21 protein-coding genes are annotated in these 24,519 nt (G+C 57.4%); 10 read left to right on the forward strand and 11 right to left on the reverse strand.

The window, feature by feature from the left end; translation table 11 throughout:
- The first annotated feature begins 197 nt into the window (after nt 1-197).
- The 4 genes from pdxH (at nt 198) to BXP70_RS08825 (ending at nt 4,400) form a co-directional block, all read left to right on the forward strand.
- On the forward strand, nt 198-851 hold the full coding sequence (gene pdxH / locus BXP70_RS08810; protein ID WP_086593795.1) for a pyridoxamine 5'-phosphate oxidase: 654 nt from the start codon (nt 198-200) through the stop codon (nt 849-851).
- Between the two features lie 150 nt (nt 852-1,001).
- Nucleotides 1,002-2,309: a DUF1015 domain-containing protein gene (locus BXP70_RS08815; RefSeq protein WP_086593659.1), complete on the forward strand. Its 1,308-nt coding sequence runs from the start codon at nt 1,002-1,004 to the stop codon at nt 2,307-2,309.
- The gene (locus BXP70_RS08820) at nt 2,300-2,899 is read left to right on the forward strand and encodes a Maf-like protein (RefSeq protein ID WP_086593660.1); all 600 of its coding nucleotides are present in this window, start codon (nt 2,300-2,302) and stop codon (nt 2,897-2,899) included. Before BXP70_RS08815 ends, BXP70_RS08820 begins: the two co-directional genes overlap by 10 nt.
- A 100-nt stretch (nt 2,900-2,999) precedes the next feature.
- Nucleotides 3,000-4,400, forward strand: coding sequence for a carcinine hydrolase/isopenicillin-N N-acyltransferase family protein (locus BXP70_RS08825; RefSeq protein ID WP_179197633.1), 1,401 nt, complete (start codon nt 3,000-3,002; stop codon nt 4,398-4,400).
- A gap of 216 nt (nt 4,401-4,616) precedes the next feature.
- On the opposite strand, the gene BXP70_RS08830 is transcribed toward BXP70_RS08825, so the two are convergent.
- Nucleotides 4,617-5,027, reverse strand: a complete 411-nt coding sequence (locus BXP70_RS08830; protein WP_086593662.1) for a DUF4259 domain-containing protein — start codon at nt 5,025-5,027, stop codon at nt 4,617-4,619.
- Between the two features lie 175 nt (nt 5,028-5,202).
- Here BXP70_RS08830 and BXP70_RS08835 point away from each other — a divergent pair, with 175 nt between their 5' ends.
- Nucleotides 5,203-6,633 carry a hypothetical protein gene (locus tag BXP70_RS08835; protein WP_086593663.1) on the forward strand — a complete coding sequence of 477 codons (1,431 nt, stop codon included), beginning with the start codon at nt 5,203-5,205 and terminating at the stop codon, nt 6,631-6,633.
- A gap of 26 nt (nt 6,634-6,659) precedes the next feature.
- On the opposite strand, the gene BXP70_RS08840 is transcribed toward BXP70_RS08835, so the two are convergent.
- The 3 genes from BXP70_RS08840 to BXP70_RS08850 form a co-directional block, all read right to left on the reverse strand.
- Nucleotides 6,660-7,298 carry a flavin reductase family protein gene (locus BXP70_RS08840; RefSeq protein ID WP_086593664.1) on the reverse strand — a complete coding sequence of 213 codons (639 nt, stop codon included), beginning with the start codon at nt 7,296-7,298 and terminating at the stop codon, nt 6,660-6,662.
- 101 nt (nt 7,299-7,399) lie between these two features.
- A complete protein-coding gene (locus tag BXP70_RS08845; RefSeq protein ID WP_086593796.1) occupies nt 7,400-8,554 on the reverse strand; it encodes an MFS transporter in 1,155 nt (384 codons plus the stop codon).
- 188 nt (nt 8,555-8,742) lie between these two features.
- Nucleotides 8,743-9,171, reverse strand: coding sequence for an EamA family transporter (locus tag BXP70_RS08850; protein WP_086593665.1), 429 nt, complete (start codon nt 9,169-9,171; stop codon nt 8,743-8,745).
- A gap of 33 nt (nt 9,172-9,204) precedes the next feature.
- Here BXP70_RS08850 and BXP70_RS08855 point away from each other — a divergent pair, with 33 nt between their 5' ends.
- Nucleotides 9,205-9,591 carry a DUF3592 domain-containing protein gene (locus tag BXP70_RS08855; RefSeq protein ID WP_086593666.1) on the forward strand — a complete coding sequence of 129 codons (387 nt, stop codon included), beginning with the start codon at nt 9,205-9,207 and terminating at the stop codon, nt 9,589-9,591.
- A gap of 14 nt (nt 9,592-9,605) precedes the next feature.
- Here the strand turns inward: BXP70_RS08855 and BXP70_RS08860 are convergent, their stop codons facing one another.
- On the reverse strand, nt 9,606-10,595 hold the full coding sequence (locus BXP70_RS08860) for an NAD(P)H-dependent glycerol-3-phosphate dehydrogenase (protein WP_086593667.1): 990 nt from the start codon (nt 10,593-10,595) through the stop codon (nt 9,606-9,608).
- On the opposite strand from BXP70_RS08860, the gene BXP70_RS08865 reads away from it, so the two are divergent.
- Both BXP70_RS08865 and BXP70_RS08870 read left to right on the forward strand, forming a co-directional pair.
- Complete coding sequence (locus BXP70_RS08865; RefSeq protein ID WP_086593668.1) at nt 10,594-10,827, forward strand: hypothetical protein; 234 nt, start codon at nt 10,594-10,596, stop codon at nt 10,825-10,827. The genes BXP70_RS08860 and BXP70_RS08865 overlap by 2 nt on opposite strands.
- A 155-nt stretch (nt 10,828-10,982) precedes the next feature.
- A complete protein-coding gene (locus BXP70_RS08870) occupies nt 10,983-11,465 on the forward strand; it encodes a hypothetical protein (RefSeq protein ID WP_086593669.1) in 483 nt (160 codons plus the stop codon).
- Nucleotides 11,466-11,537: 72 nt separating this feature from the next.
- Here BXP70_RS08870 and BXP70_RS08875 read toward each other — a convergent pair whose 3' ends face one another.
- The 3 genes from BXP70_RS08875 to sdaAB all read right to left on the reverse strand — a co-directional run bounded on the left by BXP70_RS08875 (nt 11,538) and on the right by sdaAB (nt 15,275).
- The gene (locus tag BXP70_RS08875) at nt 11,538-12,935 is read right to left on the reverse strand and encodes an efflux RND transporter periplasmic adaptor subunit (protein WP_086593670.1); all 1,398 of its coding nucleotides are present in this window, start codon (nt 12,933-12,935) and stop codon (nt 11,538-11,540) included.
- 113 nt (nt 12,936-13,048) lie between these two features.
- Complete coding sequence (locus tag BXP70_RS08880) at nt 13,049-14,578, reverse strand: TolC family protein (protein WP_086593671.1); 1,530 nt, start codon at nt 14,576-14,578, stop codon at nt 13,049-13,051.
- A gap of 13 nt (nt 14,579-14,591) precedes the next feature.
- Nucleotides 14,592-15,275, reverse strand: a complete 684-nt coding sequence (sdaAB, locus tag BXP70_RS08885) for an L-serine ammonia-lyase, iron-sulfur-dependent subunit beta (protein WP_086593797.1) — start codon at nt 15,273-15,275, stop codon at nt 14,592-14,594.
- 314 nt (nt 15,276-15,589) lie between these two features.
- On the opposite strand from sdaAB, the gene BXP70_RS08895 reads away from it, so the two are divergent.
- Nucleotides 15,590-16,561 carry a tryptophan 2,3-dioxygenase family protein gene (locus BXP70_RS08895; RefSeq protein WP_086593673.1) on the forward strand — a complete coding sequence of 324 codons (972 nt, stop codon included), beginning with the start codon at nt 15,590-15,592 and terminating at the stop codon, nt 16,559-16,561.
- A 74-nt stretch (nt 16,562-16,635) separates the two neighbouring features.
- Here BXP70_RS08895 and BXP70_RS08900 read toward each other — a convergent pair whose 3' ends face one another.
- The 3 genes from BXP70_RS08900 to BXP70_RS08910 all read right to left on the reverse strand — a co-directional run bounded on the left by BXP70_RS08900 (nt 16,636) and on the right by BXP70_RS08910 (nt 23,077).
- On the reverse strand, nt 16,636-17,118 hold the full coding sequence (locus tag BXP70_RS08900) for a GNAT family N-acetyltransferase (protein WP_086593674.1): 483 nt from the start codon (nt 17,116-17,118) through the stop codon (nt 16,636-16,638).
- 259 nt (nt 17,119-17,377) lie between these two features.
- Nucleotides 17,378-22,126, reverse strand: a complete 4,749-nt coding sequence (locus BXP70_RS08905; protein ID WP_179197634.1) for an FG-GAP-like repeat-containing protein — start codon at nt 22,124-22,126, stop codon at nt 17,378-17,380.
- A gap of 360 nt (nt 22,127-22,486) precedes the next feature.
- The gene (locus BXP70_RS08910; RefSeq protein ID WP_245849567.1) at nt 22,487-23,077 is read right to left on the reverse strand and encodes a DUF2911 domain-containing protein; all 591 of its coding nucleotides are present in this window, start codon (nt 23,075-23,077) and stop codon (nt 22,487-22,489) included.
- Nucleotides 23,078-23,320: 243 nt separating this feature from the next.
- Between BXP70_RS08910 and namA the strand changes: the two genes are divergently transcribed.
- On the forward strand, nt 23,321-24,391 hold the full coding sequence (gene namA / locus BXP70_RS08915; RefSeq protein ID WP_086593676.1) for an NADPH dehydrogenase NamA: 1,071 nt from the start codon (nt 23,321-23,323) through the stop codon (nt 24,389-24,391).
- The last annotated feature ends 128 nt before the right edge of the window (nt 24,392-24,519 follow it).

Below are 24,519 nucleotides of genomic sequence, written 5' to 3' on the forward strand. Positions count from 1 at the left end.
GCAGCTTCTTTACAAGTGTCTTACGTCGGTTGAGTAGTTGCAGGTTCCCGACACCCGTACATTATGCTACCTTGCGTCCGCTCTACAACCGTTGCCGTTGCGCAATTATTGCTTTGCTAACGGCGGGAAAAGGCCCAGCAAGTGGCTCTCAAACCATACGACGGGCTATTGGTTACCTGCTCAACACGATTTGCTTCATGACCAACGACCAACAACTAGCCGATCTACGCAAAACGTACGCGCAGCGGACGCTCACTGAAAGCGAGGTGGCCCCGGATGCTGTCCAGCAGTTTCGCACCTGGCTCGATGAAGCCTTGGCTGCTCACCTCGACGAACCCACCGCCATGACCCTAGCGACCGTGGGCGCTGATGGCCAGCCTTCTACCCGTGTAGTGCTCCTGAAAGGCTTACCCGACGATGCGGGCTTTCTGTTTTATACCAATTATGACAGCCGCAAGGGCCAGGAGCTAGCCCATGATGCGCTGGCAGCGCTCAACTTCTTCTGGCCGGGCCTGGAGCGGCAGGTGCGAGTAGAAGGAAAAGTGGAAAAAGCCGCCGCCGCTACCTCAGACGCGTATTTTCAAAGCCGGCCACGCGGCAGTCAGCTAGGTGCCTGGGCTTCGCCCCAAAGCCAGGTGATCGGCAGCCGCGAGGAGCTAGAAGCGCGTGAAAAGGATCTAGAAGCACAGTTTGCTGGGCAAGACCCACTTCCCCGCCCGCCGCACTGGGGCGGCTACCTCCTGCGCCCCACCCGCGTCGAGTTTTGGCAGGGCCGCCCGAGCCGCCTCCACGACCGAATTTTGTACGAGAAAGATGGGGCTGGCTGGCGCCGCAGCCGCTTGGCCCCGTAGTCATTTACCTTCTACCATTGATCGTGTCCCAAGGTAATGGCACCTTGATTGGCAGAGGCGAACAGAAGCAAGTGCGCTTCGCGTCTGCGCTTAATTGATCCAATGGTCCATGCTGAAGATCGGTAAATGTTACTTACTAAATAAGCTTCTGTGGCTGAAATTCGACCTGTACGCGGCTGGCGCTATAGCCCAGCGCTTAGCCCGACGATTGACTCATACGTTTCTCCCTTGTTTGATGTAGTGTCATCTAAGCAGCGGGCGGCACTTTATAATAATCCGCTCAATAGCATTCACGTGTCGGTGCCGCAGGGAGAAGACGCGGCAGGCGCCGCCCTACGCCGCCTCACCGAGTGGCAGAAGGCAGACGTGCTGCTGCAAGACGCGCTGCCGGGCCTGTACGTATACTATCAATACTTTCGGCTGCCCGGCAGCGCGCGCGAATACTGTCGAAAGGGTTTTATGTGCCACATCCGCGCGTATGCCTGGGAGGAAAACGTAGTGCTACGCCACGAGAATACGCTGCCGGTGTCGGTCAATGACCGGGCTGAGCTGCTGGCGCGCACGCAGATGCAAAGCAGCGCGACCCACGGCCTGTACCGCGACGAAGCCTTCGAGCTGGAGTACTACATGGACGAAGCTGTGCAGGACCCGCTCTACCAAACGGAAGACTACCAAGGCGTCCGCGACGTGCTAGCCGTGATCCAAGACCGGACAGTTATCCGCAAATTCCAGGCGCTGCTGGCCGAAAAGCAAGTGATTCTAGCCGATGGCCACCACCGTTACGAAGCGTCTTTAGCCTATCGTCAGGCCAGACAAGCAGCTGATTCAAAGGCTACTGGTTATGAGCCCTGGAATTACCACTTGATGTACCTAACGAATGCGGCAGCCGATGATCTGCGCATTCTACCGACGCATCGGCTGCTGCTAGAACTGCCCGGCCAACTCACCGACGAAGCCTTTTTGCAGCGCCTCGGTGAGTTCTTCCTGGTGCTCGCGCAGGACGATGCGTATGCCTTGCCCGAAGTTATTGCAGGCAAGACCTGGGCCTTCGGCTTGTACCTAGGTGGGCAGGCCTATAAGCTGCGACTACGGCCTGAGGTGCACGCCCAACTTACCTGGGAAACAACAGCGCAGGTGAAGGCGCTCGATCTGACGGTGCTGCACTACTTTGTGCTGGAGCGGGTGCTGGGCATCGTGGGGCCGGAAGCGCAACGCAACTGGCCTGGGGTAGCTTATGTGCGCAGTTTCTCCGAATGCCTGGCTCAGGTAGACCGCAGCGCGGCGCGGGCCGCCTTCATTACCAACGAAGTAACTATGGACGAAGTGGAGCGCGTGTGCCACTCCGGCGCCGTGATGCCGCCCAAATCCACGTTCTTTTATCCCAAAACTATCGTTGGCTTCCTGTTCACGAGCATCCGCGACGCAGAAGCCGACAACTCCTTTCTCCAATGCGTTTAGTTCTGGCTTCTAACTCCCCGCGCCGGCGGCAGCTCCTCTCCGACCTAGGTCTGCCCTACGAGATTCGTTTGCAGGAAGTAGACGAAAGCTTCCCGGCTCATCTGGTGCGCGCCGAAGTAGCGGAGTACCTAGCCGCCCACAAAGCCGAAGCATACCGCGCCGCCCTAGCCCCCGATGAGGTGGTGCTCACCGCCGACACCATCGTGTGCCTCGACGATGATGTGCTGAACAAACCTGCTGACGCGGCCGAAGCCATTCAGATGCTTACGCGCCTGCAAGGCCGCGTCCACGACGTGTACACGGGGGTGTGTCTGCTCACTGGCGAGGGCCAGCGCGTGGTGTTTTCCGATCAAACTCGCGTTTACTTTCGGGCCCTCTCCCCAGCCGAAATCGAGTTTTACGTGCAGCAATACAAGCCTTTCGATAAAGCCGGTGCTTACGGCGCGCAAGATTGGATCGGCATGGTCGCCGTGACGCGGTTAGAAGGCTCCTACTTCAACGTGATGGGCTTGCCCGTGCACCGGGTGTGGGAAGAGCTGGTGAAACTAGGGTTTGGCCTAAACGAGGTGCCAAGCCTAGCCGCCGTGTAGCATTTAGCTAGCCAAACGCATTGGCCTAGAATAACAGCAAGTAGCAATCTGCTTATCAATCATGTACTTTGCTGATCGGTTAGCTTCTTACGCTTATTCTATGAGAACCAGGCTATTGTTCCTAATCCCACTGCTGTGGTGCCTGCCAGCCGCCGCCTGCACGATTGTTTCCGGCACAGATCGGCACGGGCAGACGTGGGCCATGAACAACGAAGATTTTTTTCACACGGCCTCTACCTATGTAAACGTCTATCCGGCCACGGATAAAAATACCCTAGGCTACATCACCTTTACTTACGGCTCGCCCGAGAGTGGCATCCAAGGCGGCGCGAATGAGGCTGGCGTTTTTTTCGACATCAATGCTTTGCCGCCGCAAGTGTATAAGCTCCGCCGCGGCCGCCAACCGTTTCCGCACGGTTCTATGCTGGTGTACCTGCTGCAACGCTGCCAATCGGTACCGCAGTTTCTGGCTTTGTGGGATACCTACTATATGCCCGACATGGGCGACGTGCAGGTGCACCTAGCTGATCGGCAGGGCAACCTAGCCGTCATCTCCCCCGACACCATCTTGCGGGCTACGCGGCAGCTCACTTCCACTAATTTCAACGTGTGCGAGGGCCCCGCAAAACAAACCTGCTGGCGCTACCCCATTGCGCAGCGCCTGCTTGCTGCGCAAGGCGTCAGTCAGCAGAGCCTCGTGCAAATTGCGCAGGAAACCTCCTGGCGGGAGTTCACCACCACGGTTTACACAAACATTCACAACCTAGCTACCGGCGACATCTGGTTTTATTTGGCCGAGGACTACCGTACGCCTTGGCACACTAACATTCACACGTTGCTGCAGCAGGGTCGAAAAAGTATCCTGCTAGCCAACCAATTCCCGCAAAATGCCAGCCTCACGCTCACGAAGCTGCTCCACAACCAGCCCCGTGCAGCCGTTGTCGAGCAATTTCTGCGCACCAGCCAGCTGAGCAATGAAGAACGTGAATCCGCTCTGCGCCTAACGTTCCTGAATTACTTCTACATGGAGAAGGATTTCGCACAGGCAAGCGTGCTATTTCCTATCTGGGAGCAGTATAGAGCAGTTAATCCCCGGCTCGACAGCACTGAATTTCAGTTTACGAAGGCAGAAGTTTTGGCCACTCAGGGGCATTACCAAGCAGCAATCCACGTACTGGAAGCGGTGAAAAAACCTAGCTGGAAAACCGCGGCCCTCCTGCGTAATTTGCTAGAGCAAGAGCCCGCTGGCGTAAGCCTCACGCTGGCCGGGTTCCCGCACGCGCAAGCCGTCGTCGTAGAAATCAGAGGCGAATACAATTTCTTGCGTTTTGCCCAGAAAACGCCCCAAGGCTGGGTTCTGCACTTAAAGACGGATCAGCCAGAGCTGAAGTACTGCTTTTACGTCGACGGCAAGCGGGTTCTGAGCCAACGTCAGCCCGTACTCCCGCACCAAGAAACTGGCAAAGGAGATTTTGCTGCGTTTAATGTCCTAAAACGCTAGCAGCTAGGTGCTCCAGCCACTCGCCTAAGGCTCCTGTGCGTAGCAACCTAGGGTGGTTAGCGAAGCTATCTGGGCAGGGTCAAATGACAAAGGCTGTCATGCTGCGAATAGCTCAGCATGACAGCCTTTATTATATACTCAGTACTGCTGCTCAACTAGTTAAACTACAGAATTCGGTAGTCCTTTTTTACTACTGAAACTCTTGCAAACGTTGGGTTACGGGTTTGGCTCAGCATCCAACCTAGCAAGCAAGTCCTTTTGAGCGGCTTCCCAAGTGTCAAGCTGCTTGTTTTCAGTCCACATGTCGCGGGGCTCCGAGTCTTTCAAGATGGCTTCCACAGCCTGCTGGGCTAGCTCTACCAACTCTTCGTCGTCGCTGATATCTAGGCGCTGCACCATAGGCAGCAAGCCAGGCAGAAAATCGGTGCCGGGATGACCGCGCCAGGCGGCCACAATCTCAGCGGCCGCTAGCGCCGGTAGCGCCGTCTCGGCTTCCACGTGTGCTTCCTCTTCGGCCGCTGCCACGAGGGCTTCCAGCAGCATTACTTCGCTGCCCGTATTCATAAAATCGCCCGCAAAATTGGTGGCGTCGTCGTTGTCGAAGTTGTAAGGTCCCCAGGCGGCCATAGTGTATTGTTCCGGTTATGGTTTGAAGCCTGATACGTGCTTGGCGGCAGAATGAACGACCAGAGCTAAGAGAAGTGCACTGGCAAGCCACGCAACTTTCTCTGCGCAGGCAGTCTGTTTCGCCACCTCTTGGCGCTAATTTCGCTGTGGGCTGGCGTTAGCGTATCTCTATACTATGATTACTTTATATCGCTTGCCTTTTCTGTTTTTTATGAGCCTAGGCCTAGCGCTGCCGCTCAAGGCGCAAAAAGCTCACGTAGTCGAGCTGCACAAGCAAACCTTGGCACTTCCCGACCGCGGCTTCTACGTGCAGAAAGTAGTAGATGCCCGCCCCGACACCACAACGCTGGGGCAGGTGCATATAGGCGTGTTAAACCGCCCCGTGGAAGTAGTATTAGCGGGGCAGGCCGCTCCTTACCTGCACGAATACCTGACGCGGCAGCTGCCTGCTCGCCCCACCGATCGGCCGGTAGTTTTGCGTATCACAGCCATGCGCGTTGCCGAAACCATTACCTACAACTCCGAAGTGGGAAAGGCCCAATGCACTTTTGAGTGGTATGAGCTCCTACCCACCGGGCATTACCGCCGGCTCGGTGGTGCCATGGGCTCGGCCAGCCGAGGCGGACTGGACGTTACGAGCTTTCACGCCAGTAACTTGGTGGCCGCCATGCAAAAGAGCCTGGAGCAGCTAAGCCTCCCAGGCACGGCTAACCCAGAAGCTCCGTTAGTTACTTGGGCACAATTAACCAGCACTGCCACCCTAGCTCCTAGCGGCACCGTGTATCCGGTGCTGGAAGCCGAAGTCATCAATAAGGGCCGCTACCGCACCTTTCACGATTTCCGCGACAACACCCCGGACCATACGCTGCCCTTCGAAGTGGAAACGACAGCCAATACCGAAGGCAGCCTAGCCGGCACCTACCGGGTGCGCCCCTACATCACGGATGCTACCGGCAAGCAACGCCCGCTACCCGCCGATACGTGGGGCTTTTCGGATGGAAACCACGTTTTTATTCGTTACCAGAATACTTATTTTCCGCTAGAGCGACGCGGCAACCTGCTCTCTTTCCGCGTATATTCCGTGCAGCCGGGGCCGCTCTTTATCGGAGCCGGTGGCTTGCTTGGCGCGGCCGTAGGAATAGCACTTTCGGCGGCCATGACGCACGCGTACGAACACGAGTTTACCGTGGATATCACGAATGGCAACGTGTTCAACGCCACCAACCTAACGCAGGTGAGCGGCCCGGTAGCCGACTCTGCCAAGGTGGTTTTGTACCGCTTCGAGGGCGCCAAAGTGGGGCTGCCGGCGCTGGTGCTGCTTAATGGGGTGCCACAGGATAGCCTGAAGGCTAACGCGCAGCTGGCGTTGCGCTTGCACCACCAATCGGGGCCATGGCGGCTCAGCCTCCGTACCGTCACCGGAGAAGCGAGCCTAGACTTGCGACCGAGTTTTCGCCAGCCCAATTTTGTTGAGTGCGCAGCAGCAACAGGGACCGTGCCCAACCTGCAGGCCGTGCCCGGCAAGGAAGGCGAGTTTGCGCTGCGCCGCATCGGCACCTGGCAACAAGCAGCCACCAAGCGCGCCGTGCGCACCGCCGCCAAGTAACCGTTACGCTGTCAATTACTTAGCAATCACTTAGTTTTCTCGCGCGGCCCCTGCCCAGCGCGGGCATATTCGTAGGCGGCTAGCTCTTGCACCGTATGGTAGGCGTCCAGCCCAGAAATGGCTACGTCGCCAGCGCCATTCAGATCCACTGTGCCGTCGGGGCGCAGCAGGTTTTCGGGAAGATACAGGTCGATGACTTTGCCCACTAGCATAATGGTTCCCGTGGCTTGCACCGAGACTTCTTCCACCAGCTCCAAGCCCATTTTGATCTGGCTTTCCTGCACGTAAGGCGCGGAGAAGCCATTTAGGTATTCGGGCGTGAGGCCACAGGCGGTAAACTCCGATTCTTCGCGGGGGAAGTCGGCGGAGGTGTAGTGCGCCTGCGCCACGAAGCTAGCCTGCACGTGGTTGATGGTGTAGCGCCCTGTGGCTTTAATGTTCTCATAGGTGTGGCGGGGCACTGTAGTCGGCCGCGTGAACATGCCGATGAACGGGGGATTAGAACCTAGGTGCACCACGGAACTGAAAATGGCCAAATTGGTCTCCCCATCAGTGCCCGCCGTTCCGATCAGGTTGGCCGGCTTGTAGCCGGTAATAGAGTTGATCAGGTTCAGGCGAAATACTTTCTCCATGCCCTGAATGTCCTGCTCGGTAATGCGCTTCATGTGGGAGTTTGCTAGTTACTATATGGCTAAAAAAATCATCCGGAGCGGGCTGCTTACGCAACAGCACACTCCGGATGACAGACAACGATAGAAGCGAATTGTTACAGCTTTGCTTTCGTTGCCACGGTTGCCGTAGCCATTCCCATGATAGCCACCAGGATAAACGACACCCGCAGACTGGTCGCGCCGGCCACCAAACCAATCATCGGCGGACCTAGCAGGAAGCCCAAAAAGCCAATGGTCGAAACGGCTGCCAGCGCCGAGCCCGGCGACATGGTTTTGCTCTTGCCCGCCGCGCTGTACACCAACGGCACCACCGACGACACCCCGAAGCCTACCAAAAAGAAGCCTAGCACCGCCGTAGCAAATACAGGAACCGCCACAGCCAGCAACAAGCCGCCGGCCGTGAGGGCGCCACTCAGCTGCAAGGTGCGGCGCAGTCCGAACCGGTCTTTAAACCAATCAGCCCCGAACCGACCGAGCGCCATGGTGCTCATGAATGCGGTGAAGCCGGCTCCCACCAGCGCCGGTCCTGGCTGCACGATTTTCTTGAAGTACACCCCGCTCCAGTCGAACATCGCCCCTTCGCAGATCAGGGAGAAAAAAGCAATCAGACCTAGGGTCAGTAGTCCTTTATCGGGCTTGACGAAGATGGGCTGATCGGGGTTAACGTTATGATCTTCAGACAATAGGTACCGCGAGCAAATGGCCGCGCCCGCCACGCCAGTCGCCATAATCAGGATGAAGTGTTGCCCCGGCACAATGCCCAGTCCATTCATAAACGTGCCGATGGCCGCGCCCGCAAAGCCCGCCAAGCTCCAAAGCCCGTGAAACGACGCCATGATGGACTTGCCGTACAGCGCCTCCACGCCCACCGCCTGGGTGTTGACGGAGATGTTAGCGGTGTTGCTGGCAAAGCCAAACACGAACAGGCAAACGCTTAGCTGCACCAAGTTTTGCGCCCAGCCTAGCCCTACGAGCGTGACCGAATAGAGCAGCAGCGCCGCAACAATCACCTTGCGGCTGCCCTCCTTGGCAATCAGCCACCCGGCAATGGGCAGCGACACCATCAGCCCGACCGGCATGGCAAATAGCACCAGTCCCAGCACGGCATCGGAGAAACCTAGCTTCTGCTGAATGCTGGGGATGCGCGAGGCCCAACTGGCGAAACACAGACCCAATAGGAAAAACATGGCGCCCACGGCAAGCCGATGAGTGCGCTTTGGAACGTACGCTGGTGCTGAAACAGAAAGCATATAACAGAAAATTTGGCTGGCGCCTACCCACACAAGCCGCGCCACTTTTGGCCGCGAGCCTGTTGCAACCCGTTCGAGCTAGGCTAGGTTTTGGCAAATGTATAGACGATTAGGCGTGTTTGGCCGTTGCGTCCCACTCCTCACATCGTCAATGGAGTGCCGAAAGTTGTTAATGTAGTATCGGGCGACTAGTGCCCACGCGCTAGCAGCGCAATACCAGCCACAATCAGCAGCAACCCTAGGCCTTGTGGCAGCGTGAGCGTTTCGCGCGCCACGGTAAGCCCCAGCACGGCCGTGAGCAGCACCGAGCCGCCCACAATCACGGGCGTGCCCACCGACGACGGCACACCGCGGCCAAATACCACGAACGTCAGAATCTCCGCTAGCCCCACTCCCAGCCCAGCCAGCGCCGCCAGCAGCAAGCCCTTGTTGGTGATGGGCAGCGGCTGCTCTTGCAGCTTCAGCTTCAGCAGCCACGCCGCACCTAGGGCAGCGGCTACGAGTTGCAGCACCACGGCGCCTACCGCGGCGGGCAGATGGCTGGAGGCTAGCTTGATGAAGAAGTTATAAAGGGCTAGGCAGAAGGCCGTGAGTAGGGCGAGGAGAATCCAGGGCATAGAATACTACCTTGTAAACATTAGATTTATGCGATGGATTTAATTATTGTATTCTGGTTTATTCTAGTAGCTTCATTAGCAACTATTCACTCGTTAAAGGTCATACGACGTTCGCGCAGGCTCTTTCTGAAAGGTATAAAGGCACAAGGAATAATAGTTGGAAAAACATGGACTAACGGCAATACACGCTCTGTCGTCTTACCAGTAATTCAATTCATCACTACAGACGGAGATGTTGTGAAGGTCACTGGAAATTTCGGCATGTCTATACCTACCTTTTATGTAGGTGAGCGTGTCACGCTGTTTTATGACGCACAGAATCCTCAGCACTTTGACCTCGATTCTGGTGCAGAGAAGGCTGCACCTTTTTTGATAATTTTTGTGGCATGTGTGATAGTTGTGACTGCGGTTGTATTGTAATACCCTGTGATTATCTATCGAAACTTCTCCTTCAACAGCTCAATCTCCACGGCCGGCGCTACCTTCTCGTACAGCACCCGATACGCCGCGTCGGTGATGGGCATGAACTCCTTGAGCTTCTTATTCAGATCATGAATGCTCTTGACGGCGTAGTAGCCCTCGGCTACCATGTTCATTTCCATCTGCGCCGACTTCACGGAGTAGCCCCGGCCCACCATGTTGCCGAAGGTGCGGTTGCGCGAAAACTGCGAGTAGGCCGTCACAAGCAAATCACCTAGGTACGCCGAGGCCGACAAGTCGCGCGGCAAGGGACTGAGCGCGTGCAAGAAGCGGCGTATTTCCTGCACGGCGTTGCTCACCAGCACAGCCTGGAAGTTGTCGCCGTAGCCGAGGCCGTGGGCAATGCCGCAGGTCAAGGCGATGATATTTTTCATAACGGCGCAATACTCAATGCCGTCCAGGTCGGCGCTGGGGTGGGCCTTCACGTAGCGGTTGCGCAGGAGTTGGCAGAACGTCTCGGCTAGCTCCACATCGGGACTACCGATGGTCAGGTAGCTTTGTTTTTCCAGGGCCACCTCCTCGGCGTGGCATGGCCCGGCTACCACCCCAAGCTGCTCGGGCGCGAGGCGGAACCGCTGGGCCACGTAGTCAGTCACTAGCACGTTCTTCTCCGGAATCATGCCTTTGATGGCCGAAATGATGCGCTTATTTTTCAGAGCATCGCGGTCGAGCTTGTCGAGCACCGGCTGCACGAATGCGGCTGGCACGGCCAGCACCAACCAATCGGCTTCGGCTACCACGTCGGCTAGGTCGGTAGCGGGCTGCACGCGCGCCAGATCGAAAGCCACCGAGGACAAGTAGCGCGGGTTGTGGCGGGTGCGCAGCAAGTGCTGCACGTCGTCTTTGCTGCGCAGCCACCAGCCCACGTGGCTACCGTTTTCAGACACTATTTTGGTAAGCGCAGTGGCCCAGGAGCCACCGCCAAGCATGGCGATTTTGTGCATGGATTTGGGAAAAACGGGCAGGGCGGGCAAAATACGGCGGCTAAAGTACGATTTCCCCGTCATCCCGAACGCAGCAACGCGGAATGAAGAACCCTCCCGAACCGACCGACAAGCTTATCCTTTCACCAAAAAGCACTTGCTCAACCTAGGTGGGCAGTTGACAGGAATTCGCTTTGCCCTACCACCCAGGATGACCGCAACGGGCAGCCTCCCAGGCTACATGTACATGTGATGCGCGCAATACAAAAAGCGACTAAGCAGCAAGCCTCTGGCAAAATCAATCACATATTCATGTCCACTTAAAGCTATGTTATACAGATAGTTGCCCCGTAAACTTGCATCACTTTTCCAGCACGTCACAACAACTCTTTTATCCAACCTCCTTCCATGAATAAGTTTTCCATTGCCCTCTGCTCGCTCCTCACCACCACACTCCTTTTGTCGTCCTGCGAGACCAACAAGGACAAAGAGGACGTAAAACCTGCTACCAAAACTGAGTTGCTTATCGACAAGGATTGGATGCTGTCGGCGCTGACCACTAGCCCGGCCCGCACCATACAGGGCAAGCAGATCACCAACTTATTTCCCTACGTCGACGAATGCACCCTCGACGACGTGCTCCACTTCGCCAAGCCGAACGTGTACCAGTTTGGGGAAGGTACCACCAAGTGCAACGCCAACGACGAACAGACGCTCACAGGCACCTGGGCGCTTCGTAGCGACGAAACTGTTCTGGCTACTCAATTTCCTGGTTATAAGGAAAACACCTACAACGTGCTGGACCTTGACAATAACCTATTAAAACTCAAGACGAACCGCGTGATTAACGGTGTTACGTACACCGAAACCTACACGTACACGAAGCAATAGCCAGCAGCCCTTTCACGCAAAAAGCCTTTCTCTTGGGGAGAAAGGCTTTTTGTTTGTCACTTATTCGCAGACCTAGGTATTGTCGTCGTCTTGTTCTTTCAGGGCGGCTTTGTTGATGGTCTTCTCATCTTTTACCACCACAGCGCCGCCGTTTTTGAGGCTTTTGGCCACAGCCCGGAATGGTCCGCTTACCACTTGTTCGCCAGCTTGCAAGCCGCTGCGAATCTCGATGTTGGCGAAGTCGCTGATGCCGGTTTTCACGGGCACCATCATCGCTTTGCCGTTGCGCACCACGAATACCACTTCCTGCACCTGCACTTTGGGAGCTACCTTGTCGGTTGCGGCAGCCGGGCCTGCGTTAGCGTCCGGTCCGCCGTCGGGCTGATTCGCCTTGGTAGCAGCACTATCCGAGCGAGTCGTGACGGCAGCGAGCGGCACGCTGAGCACGTTGCTCTTACGGTCGGTGATGATGTCGACGGAGGCCGTCATGCCGGGTCGAAACGGCACGACGGTGCGGCCGTTAATGGTGCGCAGCAAGTGGCGGTACGACTCGGGCAGCAAGCGGATGCGCACCTCAAACTCGGTTACGGCTTCGGCGGTGAGTGCATCTTTGGCGGTGTTGGCAATGCTGGTTACGAGGCCGCGAAACTTCTCGTCCTGGTTGGCATAGCTGTCCACTTCCACGTCGACCGAGTCACCTAGGTGCACGTTGATGATATCGTTTTCGTTCACGTTCACGCGCACCTCCATGGAGTTGAGGTTGGCGATGCGCATAATTTCGGTACCCGCCATCTGCGACGTGCCTACTACCCGCTCACCTTTCTCCACGTTGAGCTTGCTCACGGTGCCGCTCACGGGTGCGTAGATGGTGGTCTTGTTCAAGTTCTTACGGGCTTCCTCCAAGGCGGCTTGGGCGCTGGTGACGCTGCTTTGGGCCGCTTTGATGCTGGCGCGGGCGCTGTTCAACTCTTCTTGCGAGGCGTTGTAAGCCGCTTGGCTAGCTTCGTAGTCGGACTGCGAAATCACTTTTTGCTTGTAGAGCGAGGCATTGCGGCGGTAAGTCAGCTCGGTTTGTTTGGCGCTGGCAATCAGCTGCTGCAAGCGGGCTTGGGTCTGGCCTACGTTGGCACGCTGGGTACCCACCACCGCCGATTGCTGGCTGACCATGGCCTGGTAGTTATCGGGCCGAATGCGCAGCAGCAACTGCCCTTTCCTGACGGAGTCACCCTCAGCCACGTACAGTTCAATGATTTCGCCGGATACGTCGGGAGAGATTTTTACTTCCGTTTCCGGCTGCACCTTCCCCGACGCACTTACCTTCTCTACGATGTTGACCGGCGCGACTTTGGCAACAATCACTTCCGTGCCGGCCGCCCGCCCCACGAGCCCCTTTTTCTTGGCCACGACAAAGCCCCCTAGCCCCACAATAATAATCCCCAACAGAATGTAGAGTAAGCGGTTATTTTTCATACGTAAGAGTAACTGAGCAACAGAGTAATTGAATAAGGAGTAGCCAAGTTGATTGCGTAACGGAGTAAGTCGATGAACGTCATTCCTCCATTACACAATCACTTGGCTACTTCTTACAAAGTGAGCGGTTTGCCTTGGTAGAAGTCCAGCACTTTGCGCCGGAAGATGAACTCATACTTGGCTTGAATCATGGTCGACTCGGCGGCCGTGAGGTTGTTCTTGGTGATGTTGAACTCAGTGCCGTTCAACAAGCCGTTGTTGAAGCGAATTTCGGCGTTACGGTACGAGGTAGTTTGCGCTTCTACTTGCCGGCGGGCAGCTCCAAACTTGCGCTGGGCGGCAACGGCGTCGGCGTAGGCCTGCTGAATGCTCTGGCGCAGGTTTAGGCGGGTTTGCTCGGCGTTGAGTTGGGCCTGCTGCACGTTGATGAGTGAGCGTTGCACGTTGGTGCGCACCTGCAAGCCGTTCAGGATCGGAATGTTCAGGTTGAACTGCAACTGCCGACCTAGGTTCTGGTTAAGCTGGTCCCAGTAGCCCCGCGAGGTCACAGTTTGAGTGCGCTGGTAGGTCACCACATTGAGCGGGGTAATGGAGCCGGGCGTCGCGGGATTCTCAACGAAGAAGGTAGTTCGCCGGGCTGTGGAATCACTACCAAAAGTAGTAATTGGGGATGAAGAATAGCCCGAAAAAATGCTGGCCCCGAAGCTCAAACGCGGCATATACCCGCCGCGGGCAATGTCGACGGTCGACTTGGCACTGCTCACGCGCAGGTCGGCGGCTTTGATTTCGGGCAGCAACGTGAGGGCGGTTTGATACGTTGCATTGGGGTCTTCGCTGAGCGGTGCCTGCTCATCGGGGTCCGGCAGGTTCGGAACTTCAACCTGAAACGCCGCTTGTCCAGCAGCATCTAAGTTCATGAGCTGGGTAAGCTGCAAACGAGCAATGTCGCGCTGGTTCTGAGCCGTAATGACATTCAACTCGTCGGTAGCCTGCTGCGCCTGAAGATCGAGCAGATTGCTTTCTGCCACACTGCCGGCCTTCAGCAATTTGCGCGTGCGCTCAACCTGCTGCACGTCGCTGTTGACTTTTAGCTGATTGGTACGAACTAGCTCTTCGCTCAGTACCAATTGCAGAAACTGCGACGCAACGTTGAGCGACAAGTCGTTGCGAGCTTTTTCAATGTCACCGAGGCTAGCCTGGTAATCCAGCGTGTTGCGCTTGATGGTATTGCGCAGCTGAAAGCCTTGAAACAGCACGACTTGCGCAATGCCGGAGAAATTGTTGGAGCGCGTGGTCTGGTTCTGGAACTCGTACGTCAGCGGGTTCACGCTACGTCCGTAGTTCCACGTCTGCGAGCCATTGAGGTTGGCTGTGGGCAGTTGGGCCGCCTTGCTCTGACGCAAGATGGCGCTGTTGGTTTCCGCCGTCAGCTGGTTCTGACGCACCGTCAGGTTGTGCTCCAGCGCATAGTCCACGGCGCGCTGCAAGGTCCAGGCGCCGGCGGGGGCCGTTTGCATCGTACCGGCTGGTGGCTGCGTGGGTGGCGCCGTTTGGGCGACGGCCGTGCTCACGGCCAACCCTAGCCCCAAGCTAATGCTCGCCCTCACCAGGGAGCGAGCCAGCAAAGTAGAAGTTTGTTTCATGGGCTAAATGCAACTATAAATCAATGTTAGGAATATAGGTAACGCGGTGCACCCAGCTCAGCTGGCGCAAGTAAGCTAGGGTAATGTCTTTGATGCCTGAGTCCATTTCGATGAACTGCCGGGCCACGTCGTGCTTGCCTTTGCGCGAGACAAACATAGTGGCAATGTTGCAGTCGTCGTGGGCAATGACGGAGGCAATAAAGGCAATGGAGCCGCGCCGGTCGTCGGCATCCACGATAAGTGTGTGCAGCGAGGCCGAGAAGTCGGCCGGAAAGCCGTCGACTTCCACAATGCGAATGACGCCCCCACCCCGGCTCTGCCCAATTACTTCCGCCGTCTGCCCCGTGCGCTCATCGCGCAGTTGCAGCTTGATGGTGTTGGGGTGCATGGTGGAGGCATTGCCTACGCTCTGAAACGTGTAGTGGAGGCCGACTTCCTTAGCGTGGTCGAAGGCGTCGCGGATGCGCTTGTCGTCGGTGGCATAGCCGAGCAGGCCGGCCACAATGGCGCGGTCGGAGCCGTGGCCTTCGTAGGTGCGGGCAAACGAGTTGTAGAATGTAATAACGGCATGGGTGGGCAGCGACCCTAGGATGCGGATGGCCGCACGCGCGATGCGCACCACGCCGGCCGTGTGCGAGGAGCTAGGCCCAATCATCACCGGCCCGATCATATCAAAAATGCTGCTTTTCTCCGCCATAAACGCAGTAAAGGTATTGGATTCGCAGGGAAAGGCAACGCCCTGTAGCACGGCTGTTTTGTAGATGCTCGCCGACGGGTTTGGGTTGCCTGCTGGGCCCGATTTAGCGGGTTTTTCGTTCTTTGCAGCGTGGTTGTCGCGCGAAGCGCCAGCTTCGCGTATTGCTGCCCTATTTTTACCCAGCTTGCCTACGTACCGTCGTTGTCCTTTTCACCTAGGTTGCCGGCTCCTCGCCCAACGGCGCACGAAGCTGACGCTTGATTACCGCCTGCCTACGGTCCGCGCTACTAGCTCCTTTTCCGCTTTGCTTGCTCATGTCTGAATCTGCTTCCGAATTTTCGCCCGAAGTACTTGCCCAACTCCGTCGCCTGCAGGCAAAATATACAGCTGATGGGCAGGACCTAGGTGCCTACTTAGAGGGGCTTTACTACGCCGACTACGTCAACTATTGGGACTACATTGAGCTGGACACGCTACTGAGCTTGCAGCGTCCCCTCACCCAAATTCCCGACGAGCGCATTTTCATTATGTACCACCAAATCACGGAGTTGTACTTCAAGCTCTGTTTATGTGAGTACGAGCAGCTTGGGGCCTTGCAGCAGCCCACCATGGCCGAAATTGTGCTGCGCGTGGGCCGCGTCAACCGCTACTTCGAGAACCTGATCGACTCGTTCGACGTGATGGTGGACGGCATGGACAAGCAGCAGTTCCTGCAATTTCGCATGGCCCTGATGCCGGCGTCGGGCTTCCAGAGCGTGCAGTATCGTATGATCGAAATTGCCAGCACCTCGCTCGATAACTTGGTTGATAAGGAAAAGCGCCGCTTGCTGGGCGAAGCCGCTGCCTACGACGAGCTCATGGGCTGCATCTACTGGAAAGCCGGCGCGACGGTGGAAGAAACGGGCGCAAAGGCTCTCACGCTCACTCAGTTTGAGGAAAAATACACGACCCAACTTACAGCTCACGCCGCCGAATACAAGAACCGCAACCTCTGGAACGTGGTGCAGCGCCTGCCCGACGAAGAGCGTCAGCATCCGCGCCTGCTCCGCCAGCTCAAGCAGTTGGATGTGAACGTGAACGTCAATTGGCCCTTGATGCACTTCAAATCGGCCGTGCGCTACCTCCAGCGCGACCCAGACGACGTGCCCGCTACGGGTGGCACCAACTGGAAGAAATACCTACCTCCCAAATTTCAGAAGCGCATTTTCTACCCCCAGCTCTGGAGCGACCAGGAGCTGGAAGATTGGGGTAAGGGTTGGGTAGAGAGTATTTTGGAGAAGCGGTAAGGCAATACTGCTCTTAAGGACAAATGACGAACTACCAATTTAGCTGTCATTCTTCGCACGACGCGGAATGACAGCTAAATCAGCATCCGGCCTGCGGCATCGGACGGGCCTAGGTCTTTCTGCAAACACACGCTGTTTTCCACGCCAATGTATTGCCCGTAGTTTGGAATGTATTGGTAGCCAGACTTCTCGTAGAGACGAATAGCTTCGGGCTGTTTCTTACCCGTTTCCAGCACGCAGCCGCGGTAGCCGAGCTCCTGCGCCCAGCCTTCCAGCTCGGCCAGCACGGCAGCAGCAACGCCTTGGCCGCGCCGCGTGGGCAGCACAAACATGCGCTTAATTTCGACGAGTTCTTCGGTGAATTCCTTGAAGGCCCCGCAGCCAACGGGCTCCTCTCCCTGGTAGGCGACGATGGCGTGCCGAATGGCGTCTACCTTGTTAAACTGCGCGTAAAACGTGTGTTCGGCGCCGTCGCGTACCTGTAGATCTTGGTCGAGTAGTTGCACCAGTTGGCGAAAATCGGGGTTGTCGGACGAGGTTCGAACGATGTGAAGCATGCGCAAGGCGAGTTAGCGTGAGCAAGAGGCAGGTACCAGGGCCACGTTTTTCAGATAGGCTTTGGGGTCGAAGCTAGGTAGCGCCTTGATGCAATCTACTGCACAATTTGCATCTGTGAATCTCGCTCAGCTCGGCGCCTTTTTGCGGCTGACCGGCAAGCTGCTGAACGAATCAACTGTAGTTATGTCAGGCGCTTAAACAAACCGGTCCCGTCGGCGGGTTGCTGACGGGACCGGCTGCTGGTGTACTCGTTGTGGCTTACTCGACTAGCAAGCGTTTGGTAATTACGCCCGCGGCGGTACCTAGGCGCAGGCTATACACGCCCGTTGGGAGTTTGCCTAATACCAATTGAGTGGTGGCAGTCGTCTGGCGGGCCGTCAGCTGCTGCTCCCATACCACTTGCCCCATGGAGTTGAGCACGCGTACCTGCATGGGTTGGGCCGTCAAACTTGCTGGCAGTAGCAATTGCGTTGTGGCATGGGCCGGGTTGGGGAACACGCTCACTTGCTCGATGAGCGCCGCTGATGCCGCCAGCACACCACGAACCGCATTTTGGTTGAGGCGCACGCTCACGGTGTTGCTGCTGCTATTGGCGGTGAGCAAGTCTAGGTCGCCGTCGCCATCGAGGTCGGCCAGGGCCAAGCCCGAGGGGGCGGCCCCTAGGTTCACTTCCTGCGCGCCGCCAAAGCTGCCACTGCCATTGTTGAGACGCACGCTCACGGTGCTACCCGCGTCGTAGCCGTTGTTAGCCGTGGCTAGGTCTAGGTCGCCGTCCCCATCTACGTCGCCCAGCACCACGCCATGCGGCAAGGTTCCAACAACGACTTCCTGCCCGGCAGCAAACGTGCCATTGCCGGCGTTCGGCAGCACGCGTAGACGCCCAGCATCACCATTAGCAACGACTAGATCCAGGTCGCCGTCACCGTCAAGATCTCCCAAGGCCACGCCTTCGGGGTTTGGCCCCACCGTCACATCGGTGCTGCCGCTGAAGGTGCCGTTGCCATCGTTGAGGCGCACGCTGGCCGTAAGTTGATTGGAGTTGGCCGTTACGAAATCCAAGTCCCCATCAGCGTCAACGTCGCCCACGGCAATACTTAAGGGGCGTGTGCCGATGCTTACGTCCTGGGTGCCGCTGAATGCACCTAGCCCATTGTTCAGACGTACGCTCACGGTGCTTGTATTGCCAGAGCCAGCCGTGTAGTTCGCGGCGAGCAGGTCCAGGTCACCGTCGCCATCCACGTCGGCCAGCGCTACGGCATGCGGCGTATCGCCCACCGCTACTTCCGTAGTACCGCTGAAGCTTCCTTGCCCATTGTTCAGGCGCACGCTGATGGTGCCAGGAAAGATGGTGCGGCTGTTGGCCGTAGCTAGGTCGAGGTCGCCGTCACCGTCCACGTCACCCAGCACGACTTGGGAGGGCCCGCGTCCCACACTTATTTCCTGACTGCCCGCGAAGCCTGCCGCCCCATTGTTGAGGCGAATGGATACGGTATTGGTGTTCACGTTCGCGGTGAACAAGTCTAGGTCACCGTCGCCATCCACATCACCGGTAGTTACGTTCAACGGCGTGGTGCCAACCGTGGGGTCGGAGCCGCCGCCAAAGCTACCGTTGCTCGGGCTGGTAGCCGCGGTAAACTGGAACACCTGCGGTACGGCTAGGCTAGCCCCACTGCTGCTCTGCGCGGCCGTGGTGAGCGTAGCAAATACTGTTTCACCAGCTTTAAAGTCGGTGGCGGGATTCAGTATGAGCGTGCTGCCGCTCACGGTCGCGGTGCCGACTTTCTTGCCGCCAGCTTGCGCACTAAACACCTTCAGCGCTTGCTGCGTGGCGGCGCCGGTGCTCAGGGCTTGGTTGAAGGTCACGGCTACATCGGTGGCGCGTGGGGCCGAGCGGGCGTTGCGGGTCGGGCTCAGCGCCGTTACAGCCAGCGCCGATGTAGCCGCGGCTTGGTTTAGGCGCACGCTCACCGTATTGCTCACGCTGTTTGCCGTCAGAAAATCCAGGGTTCTGTTGCCATCTAGGTCGCCGGTAGCAATGCCTAGGGGGTTCGTGCCAACTGCCACCAATTGTGCTGCTCCAAAGCCACCCATACCGTTGTTTAGATGCACGTTCACGGCATTGGCCAAACTGGTTACGAGTAGGTCCAGGTCGCCGTCGCCATCTACGTCGCCCAGCGTTACGCGGGCGGCCTCGTTGCTCGGCAGATTTCCGCTACCCGTGAAAACTCCGCCACCGTTGTTGAGGCGGACACTGACGGTGCTGGACCGATTGGCCGTTACCAGATCGAGGTCACCGTCGCGGTCAAGGTCGCCCAGGGCCACCCCTGCTGGGAAGTAGTCTAAGTTCGTCAGGGTTCCCACTTCGCTAAAGTTGCCCGTCCCGTCATTGAGGCGAGGCACCACGAAACTGCCGAAGACGCGCCCGCTCCCGAAGAAGGGCGCCAGCAGATCTAAGTCGCCGTCGCCGTCGATGTCGCCGAGCGCGATACTCACGGGCACATTTACATCCAGCACCGCCTCCCCCGTAAACGTCCCTGTGCCATTGTTGAACCGCACGTAGACGGTGCCGCGCGTATCGGTTACGCTGCTCGGCGAGCTGCATGAAGCAAGCAGGTCGAGGTCACCGTCGCCATCCACGTCGCCGATTGCCAACGACAGAGCTTCTGGACTTGGGTTACCAATGAGGACAATTTCCTGCGTACCCGAGAAGGTCCCGCTGCCATTGTTGAGGCGCACGCTGACCGTTCTGTTGGAGTTCAACGTGAGCAGGTCCAAGTCCCCGTCGGCGTCTACATCGCCAAAAGCTAGGTCAGCGGGCGCACCCCCTAGGTTTACCACGGAGCTCGTAGCAAAGACGCCCGCACCCGTATTAAGTTGTAACGTAGCCGTGTTGCCACTGCCGCGAGTTACCAGATCTAGGTCACCGTCGCCGTCTACATCGCCTACGGCGACGTTTTCGGGGCCTGTTCCCACGCTAACTTCGGAACCACGAAATACGCCCGTGGCCGGCGCGGTGGCGGTCGTAAACTGAAACACGTGCGGCGTGGCGGCTACGCCTGTGCTGCTTCGTGCCGCAGCGGTCGCCGTTGCAAACACTGTCTCGCCGGGTCTGAACGCCGTGCTAGGTGCAAAGACAATGGAGTTGCCAGACACAGTAGCCATACCACTCTTTTTGCCACCAGCCTGCTGACTGAACACTCTCAAAGCCTGCCGAGTGGCGGCATTGTCACTCAAGGCTTGGTTGTAGGTTACCGAAACTGCCGACGTGCCCGGCGCGGAGGGTGCGTTGCGCGCGGGCGACACAGCCGTCACGATGGGTGCCGCACTCACCGTAAACGGCAAACCGTTGCTGGTTCCTTCCGGTGTGGTGACCACCACAGGCCCCGTGGTTGCACCCGCGGGCACCGTGGCGGTGATTTGCGTGGCCGAATTGACAACAAAGCTCGTAGCCGCCACCCCGTTGAAGGTAACGCTGGTTGCCCCGGTGAAAGCTGAGCCAGTCAGCACCACACTGCTGCCCACCGCTCCCGCGTTAACCGACAAGCTCGCCAGCACGGGCTGGCTACGATTTAGGCGCACGCTCACGCTGCTGCCACCGGCCGCCAGCAGATCTAGGTCACCGTCGCCATCTAGGTCGCCGAGCGCGAGGCGCGAGGAACTACTATCAACACTCACCTGCTGACTGCCCGAGAAACTACCCGTGCCGTTGTTGAGGCGCACACTTACCTGGTAAGGACTCAAGAGGTTGCCAGCTAGTAGGTCCAGGTCGCCGTCGCCGTCCACGTCGTTTAACGATACGCTTCCTACGTCTACTACCGCTATTTCGCCCCCGCTCGTGAAGGTGCCACTGCCGTTATTCAAGAGAAAACTGACTGTGTTGCTCCCCCGGTTGGCAACGGCAAGATCCAGGTCACCATCGCCGTCGAGGTCGCCAGCACTTACGCCTTGCGAAAACAGTCCAACCAGAATAGGGGCCGCCGGGGCAAAGGTGCCAGTGCCATCATTGAATCCGATCCGCACTTGCCCTGGCGTAACGGTGCGGTCGGTAGTGTAGCCATTGGCAATGAAGTCGAGGTCCCCGTCGCTATCTACGTCGCCTAAAACGAGGCTGTAGATGTCACTAGTAGTCGATAAAAAGCTGCTGATACCGGTGAAGGTGCCCCCACCTTGGTTGCGAATCATAATCACAATGCCAACCGGCCCTGCCACCACAATATCCAAGTCACCGTCGCCATCCACGTCACCCAGGGCGACGTCGTTCATTTCCCGGTTCAAGGCAATGTTCTGGCTTCCCGAGAAGGTGCCGCTGCCATTGTTCAGCCGAATACTCACAGCCGCGCCGCTGGTGCCATTTGCCGTTACAAGGTCGAGGTCGCCGTCGCCATCCACGTCGCCAAAGGCTACGCTACGGGCGTATGGCCCCACAGTAACTTCCTCGCTGCCCGAGAAGGTACCGCTGCCGTTGTTGCGACGCACGCTCACGCTTCCGCTTGCTACTCCAAAGCTAGGGGTGGCTAGGTCCAAGTCACCGTCGCCGTCGATGTCGCCCACCGCCACGCCTCGTGTGTCAATCCCCACTGGTACAGTGGAGCCGCCTCCGAAGGTACCAGGGCTAGGCGTCACGGCGGTGGTAAACTGAAGAACTTGGGCGGTAGCTAGGTTTTGCCCGCCGCCACTCTGTACGCCGGTAGTCACGGTAGCCAGTACCGTTTCACCCGCCTTAAAATCGGTAGTTGGGTTGAAGGAGAGCGTATTACCGCTCACCGTCGTAGCGCCTGATTTTTGCCCCCCAGCCTGCTGGCTAAAGACTTTCAGCGCTTGTTGGGTACTGGCAGTATTGCCGAGTGTTTGCCCGAACGTCGCCGTTACGTTGGTGGTGCGCACCGCCGCACGGGCGTTGCGCGCAGGCGAAAAACTCGTCAGTGTCGGCATCTGAGCCTGGGCACTCGTTGCCAGCAACAGCAAGAAGGCGCCTACGCGCCCGGCAATCGAAAGTCGGGCAGACAAGGGTAACGGATAGGAAGAAGAGGTACGATGTAATAACATAAGTAGAAAGGGAATAGGTAGGAGAACGGGTTGGGTGGAAATAAAAAAAGCCGCCGTAGCGACACCGAGGAACACCCAGCTTGAGGAATTGTATATCCGAAAATCATCGCCTGCATCAGCTGGTAACTCATCAAAAAGTAGATACCTTAAAGCTAATTTTTCTCCGTATTATATCCTATTCGAGCCCTTTATAGTACCAGTAATTTTAATTCATGCAACTTTCTCAAATTGAAAAGCCCTAGCCACAGCCGTTCTGCTTCGCTAACGAAACAGGACGACTGTGGCCAGGGCTAAGAGAAAAAAGCTAGGCTAGCGCGGCAGCTACATGGTTGATTTGCCGCTGCTACTCACCGTAAAGTCGACTTCTGTATTCTCCCACATCATGGCCACCTTCCCCGACTTGTCGAGGTTGATGGTGAAGACTTCCGTAGGCTGAGCCGTCTTCTTGGGCTTCACCTTCACGCGCAGCGCATCTTGGCTAGCGTCGTACTTGAAAGCGCCCCACTGGTTGGCGGTTTTGTTGAAGATGATGGTCCACTCCGTTTCGCCGGGAATGGTGAACAGGCCGTATTTTCCGGCGGCTAGGGTCTGGCCTTCGATCTTCACGTCTTTGCTGACCTCAAAGATGGTGGCTTCGTTGGCGCCGGTGCGCCACACCTTGCCGTACGGCTCTAGTTCACCGAATATCTTGCGGCCTTTTACCGAAGGGCGACTGTAATCAATGGTCACGGTGGCACCACCAACGGTAGCCGTGGCTTTGGCCGGCGGGCTCGGGCGCTTCGACTTGTCTTCTGGCGCTTTGGTGGTCTGCATGTTGGTGTTTTGAGCGTGGCTCGCAGTAGTAGCCGCCGCACACAGGAACAACGCTAACCCTAGGCTGGTAGCGAGGCGTTTGGAAAGCAGGTTTTTCATAAGGGTGTTGGGAGAAAGAAGGATGTGCGAGTAAAAAGCCAACTGGCTGATTTTATTGCTCAAAGTATCTTATTTTCTCCACTTCTGCGCTGGATATCGTTCTACTGGCTTTGCGGCGCCTAGCAATGCGCGGCCCTGCTGCGAGCTGAGCACTGGAAACTTTCGCGGCGCAGACTGGTACTACATGGCAGCATGCTGTTCGTCTGCACGACGATCCATCAGCCTTTACCAGACACTCTATTCATGGCAGTACAACTTTTTAGTCCGCTTCGCCTGCGCGGCCTTGAGCTCAAAAACAGAATCGTCGTTTCGCCTATGTGCGAATATTCCAGTCAGGACGGCTTCGCCAACGATTGGCATTTGGTTCACCTCGGAAGCCGGGCAGTAGGCGGCGCCGGGCTCATCCTTTTCGAAGCAACAGCCGTATCGCCCGAAGCCCGCATCACCCCCGACGACCTAGGTATTTGGAAGGATGAGCACATTGAAGGCCTACGCCGCATCACCTCTTTTCTAGAAGCGCACGGCTCGGTGCCCGGTATTCAGCTCGCCCACGCTGGCCGCAAAGCCAGCACCTTTAGCCCCTGGAAGGGTGAGGGCGCCGTGCCAGCAGAGCAAGGTTGGCAAACCGTCGCGCCGAGCGCGGTTCCCTTCTCCCCCACGTATCCGCAGCCGGTGGCGCTCGACCAAGCGGGCATCCAGAAGGTGCTCCATGACTTCCGTGAAGCAACCCGGCGTTCTTTGGAGGCTGGCTTTAAAGTCATTGAGATTCACGCGGCCCACGGCTATTTACTGCACGAGTTTTACTCGCCGCTGAGCAACCAGCGCACCGATAACTACGGTGGCTCTTTTGACAACCGGATTCGCCTCCTGCTCGAAATCATTGACGCTGTGCGCGAAACCTGGCCCGCCGAGTATCCGCTGCTGGTGCGCATCTCAGCCACCGACTGGACGGAAGGCGGCTGGACCATCGAGGATTCCGTTAAGCTCGCAAAGGTGCTCAAGGACAAGCAGATCGACCTAATCGACACGTCTACCGGCGGCAACGTACCCCAAGCCCAGATTCCCGTAGGGCCAGGCTACCAAGTAGAATTTGCCGCGCGCGTCAAGCAGGAAGCCAACATTCCGACGGGCGCCGTGGGCATCATTACTACCGCCCAGCAAGCCGAAGATATTCTGGCTAATAACCAAGCCGACCTGATTCTGATGGCCCGCGAGCTGTTGCGCGACCCCTACTTTCCGCTGCACGCCGCCCAAGAGCTAGGCGTCGACCTGGAATGGCCCGTGCAATATCAGCGCGCTAAGCGCAATAAGTAATATACAGCCCAGGGTATAAACAAACGGGGCTGCACCAGTGGTGCAGCCCCGTTTGTTTATACCCTGGCCGTTCGGGAAATTTAGATTTCCCTCTGCATGAAGCTGCACCTTTGTATGCGTCCTCACGC

Source organism: Hymenobacter crusticola (genome assembly GCF_002154225.1).
Lineage (GTDB): Bacteria > Bacteroidota > Bacteroidia > Cytophagales > Hymenobacteraceae > Hymenobacter > Hymenobacter crusticola.